At 74.7% G+C, this 7,958-nt stretch carries 4 protein-coding genes; 1 reads left to right on the top strand and 3 read right to left on the bottom strand.

The features are described from left to right. Positions 1 to 110: 110 nt before the first annotated feature. The 3 genes from ACWC5O_RS17270 to ACWC5O_RS17260 all read right to left on the bottom strand — a co-directional run bounded on the left by ACWC5O_RS17270 (position 111) and on the right by ACWC5O_RS17260 (position 6,571). Entirely contained in the window at positions 111 to 4,394 is a 4,284-nt protein-coding gene (locus ACWC5O_RS17270; RefSeq protein WP_450781015.1) for an Rne/Rng family ribonuclease, read from the bottom strand. A gap of 262 nt (positions 4,395 to 4,656) precedes the next feature. Then, positions 4,657 to 5,433: a TIGR03936 family radical SAM-associated protein gene (locus ACWC5O_RS17265; protein WP_450580725.1), complete on the bottom strand. Its 777-nt coding sequence runs from the start codon at positions 5,431 to 5,433 to the stop codon at positions 4,657 to 4,659. A gap of 46 nt (positions 5,434 to 5,479) precedes the next feature. Continuing rightward, on the bottom strand, positions 5,480 to 6,571 hold the full coding sequence (locus ACWC5O_RS17260; RefSeq protein WP_450580724.1) for a hypothetical protein: 1,092 nt from the start codon (positions 6,569 to 6,571) through the stop codon (positions 5,480 to 5,482). Between the two features lie 171 nt (positions 6,572 to 6,742). On the opposite strand from ACWC5O_RS17260, the gene ACWC5O_RS17255 reads away from it, so the two are divergent. Next, a complete protein-coding gene (locus ACWC5O_RS17255) occupies positions 6,743 to 7,957 on the top strand; it encodes an alpha/beta hydrolase family protein (RefSeq protein WP_450580723.1) in 1,215 nt (404 codons plus the stop codon). Position 7,958: the final 1 nt, after the last annotated feature.

Below are 7,958 nucleotides of genomic sequence, written 5' to 3'. Positions count from 1 at the left end.
GTCTTCTGCGTACCGGCAAGGAGGTCGTCGACAACCGTCTCCAGGTCCGCCGTGGGAGCCCCTCGCAGACCCCGGAGAAACCTCTCGATGCCCTGCACCGCTCAGCGGGTTCAGCCCTCGTCGGCGGCCGCGGAGACCGTGGTGGTCTTCTTCGCCGTCGCCTTGGCGGCGGCCGTCTTGGCGGTCTTGGCCGCCTTCTTGGCCGTCGTCTTCTTGGCGGCCGTCTTCTTGGCCGCGGTCTTCTTGGTGGCGGCCTTCTTCGCCGTGGCCTTCTTGGCCGCCTTGCGGGCGGTCTTCTTGGCCGGCACGGCCTCCTCGACCGCCTCCTCCGCCGCCTCGGCAGCGGGCGCCTCGGCGGCAGCCGCCTCCGACGCGGTGGCCGGGACGACCACGACGGCCGTCTCCTCGGACGCGGTCGGCGCGGTGGCCTTGCGCACGGCACGGCGCCGCGGGCGGGCCGGGGCGGCGCTCTCGACGGGCGCCTCCTCGACCGGAGCCGGGGCCTCGGCCTCGGGCTGCTCCACCGGCGCCTCGGGCGCGGTCTCGGCGACCGTCACCACGGCCGCCTCCGCGCCCGCCGGGGAACCGGCCGGCGCCGACACCTTCCGGGTCGCACGACGACGCGTACGGCCCTTGGGCGCGGCCTCCTCGGCAGCGGGCTCCGGGGCCGCCACGGCGACCGGCTCGGCCTGCGCCTCGACCACGGGCTCCGGCCGCGCGGGCAGCACGGCCTCCGCGGCGGGCGTGGCGACCTCGGCGGTCTCCGCGGCCTTCGCGGTCTCGGTGACCTCCGCGGCCTTCCGGCGCTCGGCCTTCGGCGCACCGGCAGGAGCCGAGGCCCGACGGCTGACGCGGCGACGCGAACGGCCACGGCCGGCCGCCGCCTCCGCCTCGGCGACGCTGCTGTACAGCTCCTCGTCCGGCGCGAAGTCGGGAGCGGGCAGGGCGACCGGCTCGGCCAGCTCCGCGGCCACCTCGACGACGGTCTCCGCCGCCGGCTCGACGGCCTCGCCCGTCTCCACGGCCACCGCGGCGACCTCGTGCTCGGGCAGCTGCCCGTCACCGCCGCGCCCGCGCTTCTTGCGCTTGCCACCGCCACCGCCACCGCCACCGACCGCGGTCGGCTGCTCCATGTGGACGATGACGCCACGGCCGTTGCAGTGGACGCAGGTCTCGGAGAAGGACTCCAGCAGGCCCTGTCCGACCCGCTTACGGGTCATCTGGACCAGGCCCAGCGAGGTCACCTCGGCGACCTGGTGCTTCGTACGGTCGCGGCCCAGGCACTCCAGCAGGCGGCGCAGCACCAGGTCCCGGTTCGACTCCAGGACCATGTCGATGAAGTCGATGACGATGATGCCGCCGAGGTCGCGCAGCCGCAGCTGGCGCACGATCTCCTCGGCCGCCTCCAGGTTGTTCCTGGTGACCGTCTCCTCCAGGTTGCCGCCCTGGCCGGTGAACTTGCCGGTGTTGACGTCGACGACGACCATCGCCTCGGTCCGGTCGATCACCAGCGAACCGCCGCTGGGCAGCCAGACCTTGCGGTCCAGCGCCTTGGCGAGCTGCTCGTCGATCCGGTAGGTGGCGAAGGCGTCGACCTCGGAGGTCCACTTCGACAGCCGCTCGGCCAGGTCCGGGGCCACGTGGGAGACGTACCCGTGGATCGTCTCCCAGGCCTCGTCACCGCTGACGACGACCTTGGAGAAGTCCTCGTTGAAGATGTCGCGCACGACCCGGACGGTCATGTCCGGCTCGCCGTACAGCAGTGAAGGCGCACTTGAGCTGCCGCCGCCCTTGGCCTTCTTCTGGATGTCCTCCCACTGCGCCTGCAGCCGCTCGACGTCCCGGCGCAGCTCCTCCTCGCTCGCGCCCTCGGCGGCGGTGCGCACGATGACGCCCGCGTCCTCGGGGACGATCTTCTTGAGGATGGTCTTCAGACGCGCGCGCTCGGTGTCGGGCAGCTTGCGGCTGATGCCGGTCATCGAGCCCTCGGGGACGTACACGAGGTAACGGCCCGGCAGGGAGACCTGGCTGGTCAGACGGGCGCCCTTGTGGCCGATCGGGTCCTTCGTCACCTGGACGAGGACGGACTGGCCGGACTTCAGGGCGGACTCGATGCGCCGCGGGCCGTTGGCCATGCCCAGCGCCTCGAAGTTGACCTCACCGGCGTACAGGACGGCGTTGCGGCCCTTGCCGATGTCGATGAAGGCGGCCTCCATCGACGGCAGCACGTTCTGGACCTTGCCCAGGTAGACGTTGCCGACGTACGAGGTCGACTGCTCCTTGTTGACGTAGTGCTCGACGAGCACGCCGTCCTCGAGCACGCCGATCTGCGTGCGCTCGCCGTGCTGGCGCACGACCATCACGCGCTCGACGGCCTCGCGGCGGGCCAGGAACTCGGCCTCGGTGATGATCGGAACGCGCCGGCGGCCCTGCTCACGGCCTTCCCGGCGGCGCTGCTTCTTCGCCTCCAGACGGGTCGAGCCCTTGATGGACTGCACCTCGTCGGACGGCTCGGCGGGCTTGCGGGGCTCGCGGACCTTGACGACCGTGCGCTCCGGGTCGCCCTCGTCGGGCTCGGTGTCGACGGCGCTGTCACCCGCGCGACGACGACGGCGACGGCGGCGACGGCTGCTGGCGGAGCCGGCCTCGTCGCGAGCGTCCTCGGCGTCCTCGTCCTCCTGCTCGGCGGTGTCCTCGGCGTCCTGCGCGGCCTGCTCGGCGGCCAGTTCGTCGGCCTCGGCCTCCGCGCCCTCCGCGGCCTCGCCCTCGACGGCGTCACCCCGGCGACGGCGACGGCCGCCCCGGCGACGGCGACGGCGCGAGCCGGCCTCCTCGGCGCCCTCGGCCTCTTCGCTCTCGTCGCCCTCGGCGAGGTCCTCGGCCCCCTCCGGCTCCTCGGCCTCGGCGGCGGCCTCGACGGCCTCCGGCTCCTCGGCGGCGCCCCGGCGGCGACGGCGACGGCGCGAGCCCGCCTCGGCACGCTCCTCCGTGTACGCCCCGGTCTCCGCGGCCTCCGCGGCCTCCTCGGTCTCCTCGGTCTCCTGCGTCCCGGCGGCCTCGGCAGCGGCCTCGGCGGCGGCCCGCTCAGGGGTCTGGAACTTCGGCTCGGCGAACACCGGTGCCTGGAACACGGCCACGGCGGGCCGGGCCGGGCGACGCAGGGCCTCGGCCTCGGCAGCGGCCTCGGCAGCGGCCTCGGCGGCCGGGGTGTGCGCGGGCGCGGAGAACCCGCTCGCGGCCTGCCGCACGACCCGGCGGCGACGGCGCGGCGCACCCTCGGCGGGGGCCTCGGCCACGGGAGCCGGCGCCTCGGCGGCGGCCTGGACGGCGACGGGCTCGGCGATGGTGGCCTCCTCGGCGGGCTCGGCGGAGGCCTGTTCGGCGGCCGCCGGGGCCTCCTCGGTCACGGGAGCACCGACGGGCGCGGAGACCTGGCGGGTGGCACGGCGACGGGTACGGCGCGGCGCGGCCTCTTCAGCGACCTCGGCGGTCACAGGGGCTTCAGCGGCCTCGGCGGCCTCGGCGGTCTCGGCAACCGCGGGCTCCACGGCCTCGGCGGCGGGTGCGGCGGCAGTGGCCGGTACGACGGTCTCGGTGGCTTCGGCGGCCGACGGGGCGCCGGCAGGCGCGGACGCGCGGCGGGTCGCACGACGACGCGTACGAGCGGCCGGCACGGCCTCCGCCTCGACGGCGGGCGCGGCTTCGGCTGCGGGAGCCTCCACGGCGGGCGCGGCTTCGGCGACGACCGGCGCCTCAGCGGCGGGCGCGGCCTCGGGCGCCTCGGTGGCCTGCGGCACACCGGCGGGGGCGGAGGCGCGGCGGGTGGCACGGCGGCGGGTACGGGCGGCGGGCGCGGGCTCCTCGACGGCGGCGGGCGCCTCGACGGCCTCGGCCTTCTCCTCGGCCTTCACCTCGGTCTTCTCCTCAGCCTCGGCCGGAGCTCCGGCCGGCGCGGAGGCGCGGCGGGTGGCACGGCGGCGGGTACGGGCGGCGGGCGCGGGCTCTTCGGCGGTCTCGACGGCCTCAGTCGGCTCAGCAGCCTCGGCGCCAGCGGTCGTCACAGCCGTGGCAGCGGGAACGACCTTCTCGACGGCCTCGGCAGCCGCGGGCGCCCCGGCGGCTGCGGACGCACGGCGCGTGGCACGGCGGCGGGTACGAGCGGCGGGCGCGGGCTCCTCGACGGCGGCGGGCGCCTCGACGGCCTCGGCCTGCTCCTCGGCGATCTCGTCGGCCTCCGCTGCCGGTATGGCCGGCGCGGTGACCTCGGTGGGGGCCTCGGCCGCGGCGGGCGGACCCGCCGGGCGCGAGGCGGCACGGCGACGCCTGCGCGGCGGCAGGGTGTCGCTCGGAGTGTTCAGTTCGGAACCCTCTTGGGGTTCGGTCGGCTCGAGCATGCGGGCGTTTCTCCCGTCAGGCTCCCGGGCGCCGCGCCTGGTCCGGCGGCGGTCTCCAAGGACCGTCCGCCGTTGACGTCCGCGGCCCGCGCGATGCGCGGTGGCCGCCGTCCGGGGCGCGGGCGCCGCACGGGAGCACTCTGTGTCCTGTCTCGCCGGTTCCGTACGCCTTGTCGGTACGGCCTGGCGAAAGTCTTCTGGTCGGTGCGCTGCCCGACCCAGGTGGCTCCCGAGTACGAGGGCGGCGCTACGACGTCCGTCCCTACACGGAACCTTCCGGCGTCGGCGCCGTCGCGGCGGCAGCCGGTTGGGCCGTAAGGGCCTCGGCTGCCTCGCGGTCGGGCGCGAGCGGGTCGGTCACCGTGCCGGTCTCTTCATCGAACAGCCCCTGCGCCAGCCTGGTCACCGCTGCGGGGACCGGCGGCGCCAGGTCGGCCACGGCGCGGAGACCGGACAGGACGTCGTCGGGTCGTACGGCAGGCGTCACGTGCCGAACAACCAGCCGCAGTATCGCACAGGGCTGGTCGGTCGGCCTATCAGCCGTCGAACTGTGCGTTTCCAGGTGCACGACCGCAGGACGTGCGTCGAAGGTACGGACGCCGTTCTTGGTCATGCGCTGCACCTCGACGGTGTCGGCCTTGGTGAAGGCCTCGACCGCACGCTGTGCGTCGACCGGGTCGACTCCGTCCAGCCGCAGCTCCCAGACGGAGGCCGTGAGCCGGTCGGCGAGGCCCGAGGTCCGTGCCTCGACCGCGTCGACGATGTCGAGCCCGGCGGGCAGCGACTCGTCGAGGAGGTCGCGCAGGATCCCGGGGTCGCGCGACTGGGTCAGCGCGATCTCCAGGTACTCCGCCTCACTGCCCGTGCCGGTGGGTGCGGCATTGGCGTACGACACCTTCGGGTGCGGCGTGAACCCCGCCGAGTACGCCATGGGCACCTCGGCGCGGCGCAGCGCACGCTCGAAGGCGCGCTGGAAGTCACGGTGGCTGGTGAACCGGAGGCGGCCGCGCTTGGTGTAGCGCAGTCGGATGCGCTGCACCGCGGGTGCGGGCGGCGGGCCTTCGGGCTGTCGCTTGCCCAGTGTCCTAGTCCTTCGTGAGAGCGGTCGTACTGCTACCAAGAGTACGTGTCTCGCGTCCTCCGGGTTCCCGCCGGTCGACCGCGACCGGCTGCCGGGGCTCGCCGAAGAGCATCCGCCTCAGGTCCGCGCGGGCCTGCCGTACGGTGTCGCGGGCGGCGGTCAGCGCCTGCCGTGCGGTCCGCCCCACCACGCGCGCGGCCTCGGCGACGGGCTGCAGGACGAGGTCCCGTACGACGTGCCCGACGGGGGTCAGGACCGTGCGGTACACCCAGCGCAGCGGCTCCACGAAGATCCACCGGAAGAGGGTCGCGAGCGCCCTGCCGACCGCGCGCGAGATCCGCCCCGCGACCCGCCAGGCGTGCCCGAGGGCCTCGCCCACCTCGCGCGCGACGACGGCGAGGAACCGGCCGACGGGGGCGAGGATCCAGCGCCACAGGGCGAGGACGGGCAGGACGACCAGGACGCGGGCCGTCCAGTACAGGACCGCGCCGATCGCGGTGACCACGGCGCCCGCGAGCCACGCCAGCGCTCGCCCGACCGGGGCGAGGACCCACGTGTACAGCCACTGCGCGGGGACGACGAGCAGGTACCGCACCAGCCAGGCCACGCCGGCGTACACACCCGCCCCGACGGCGGCGAGCAGGATGCCCACACCCTTCAGCAGCCACAGGGCGCCCCGGCCCACCGGCGCGAGCACGCGCGCGTACAGCCACTCCAGGCCGGCCCCGATCCCCCGCGCGACCTGGGCGACGGCGTGCCCGACCGGGGTCAGCACGTGGGTGTACAGCCACCGCAGCGGTACGACGACGAGGACGTGCCCGAGCCACCCGAGCGCCTTCCCGACGGGCACGAGGACGTGGCGCCACAGCGCCACCCACGGCCACACGAAGACCGCCCGGCCGATCCACAGCAGCGCGCGCCCCAGCGGCCGCAGCACGGTGTCGGTGAGGAACCGGCCGCAGACGACCAGCACGTCCCACGCCATGCGTACGGGCAGCACCAGCACGAGCACGACGATCCGTACGGGAACGCGGATCGCGACGGCGAGGCATCCTCCGGGGTACTGCGGCTCGGGCGGGGGCTTCTGTAGATCCATACCGGCGTAGACGCCTGAGCACCCCCTACGGATGCAGTCGTCTCTTAGTCCAATCCATGGATAAACCGGCGAGTTCCGACGTGACACGCGCTCGGTCCGGGCGCACAAGGGGCAACCTCGCACTCGGTTCGGGACGCCTCCCGGAACGGATGAACGGTACCGGGAGCCGCCATGACCTACCGCTTCAACGAGAACGACCAGTTCGACTACGAGATCCGGCTCGCCCTCGGCGCAGCCTGGCGGCAGGGCGCGGACGTGGGCGAGGTGCTGGCGACCGCTTCCGCCGTGGCGGACGGTGACGGCGAGGGCTGGTTCGCCGCCTGGGTCGAACTGGCCCGCAGAGTCCGGGAACAGGCCGACCGCAGCGCCGCCGAGGGGCGGACGGAGAGCGCCCGGGACGCCCTGCTGCGCGCCGCCGGCTACTTCGGCACCGCCCTGGTGGGCGTCGAGGCGGTCGCCGATCCCGGCAGACGGCTGGCCGAGGTGTTCCCGGAGCACCGCGCCTGCCTGGACCGCTTCCTGACGGCCTGGGACCCACCCGCCGAGCCGGTCACCATCCCGTACGAGAACACGCCCCTGCCCGGTTACCTCGTCAGCCCACCCGGCGCCCCCGGTCCCCTCCCGACGCTGATCGCCAACAACGGCAGCGACGGCCCGCTCAGCGCGGCCTGGACGCTGCTCGGCGCGCCGGCGGTGGCCCGCGGATACCGCGTCCTGCTCTTCGACGGCCCGGGCCAGCAGTCGATGTTCTTCGAACGGGGCGTGCCCTTCCGACCCGACTGGGAGACCGTCATCACCCCGGTGGTGGACTTCCTCCTCGCCCGTCCCGACGTCGACCCCCGCCGGATCGTCCTGGCCGGCGTCAGCCAGGCCGGCTACTGGGTCCCGCGCGCGCTCGCCTTCGAGCACCGGATCGCGGCCGCGGTCGCCGACCCGGGGGTGACCCGCGTGGCGGACAGCTGGTGGCACAACATCGGCCCCGATCTGCGCTACCTGTGGGAGTCCGGTGACCGTGCCGCCTTCGACCGCGTCATCGAGGACGCCCTCGCCCAGGACGGGGCACTCGCCGCGACTTGGCGCTGGCGGGCCAAGCCGTACGGCATCGACTCACCGTTCGACCTCCTCACCGAGGTCTCCCGGTACGACGTCACGCCGTTCGCCGACCGGATCACCACCCCGCTGCTGATCACCGACCCGGAGGGCGAACACTTCTGGCCGGGCGCTTCAAGGGAGTTGTACGACGCCCTGCCCGGCCCGAAGCACCTGGTCCGCTTCACCGAGGCGGAGGGGGCGCACCTGCACTGCGAGCCGATGGGGCGCGCCCTGTTCGAACAGCGCGTCTTCGACTGGCTGGACGCCCGCCTCGCCGCTGCCGACGGGGCCTGAT

The organism is Streptomyces sp. NPDC001450, from assembly GCF_053597295.1.
The sequence above is the reverse complement of the archived record's forward strand: the minus strand, read 5'-3'. Positions and strand labels throughout refer to the sequence as shown.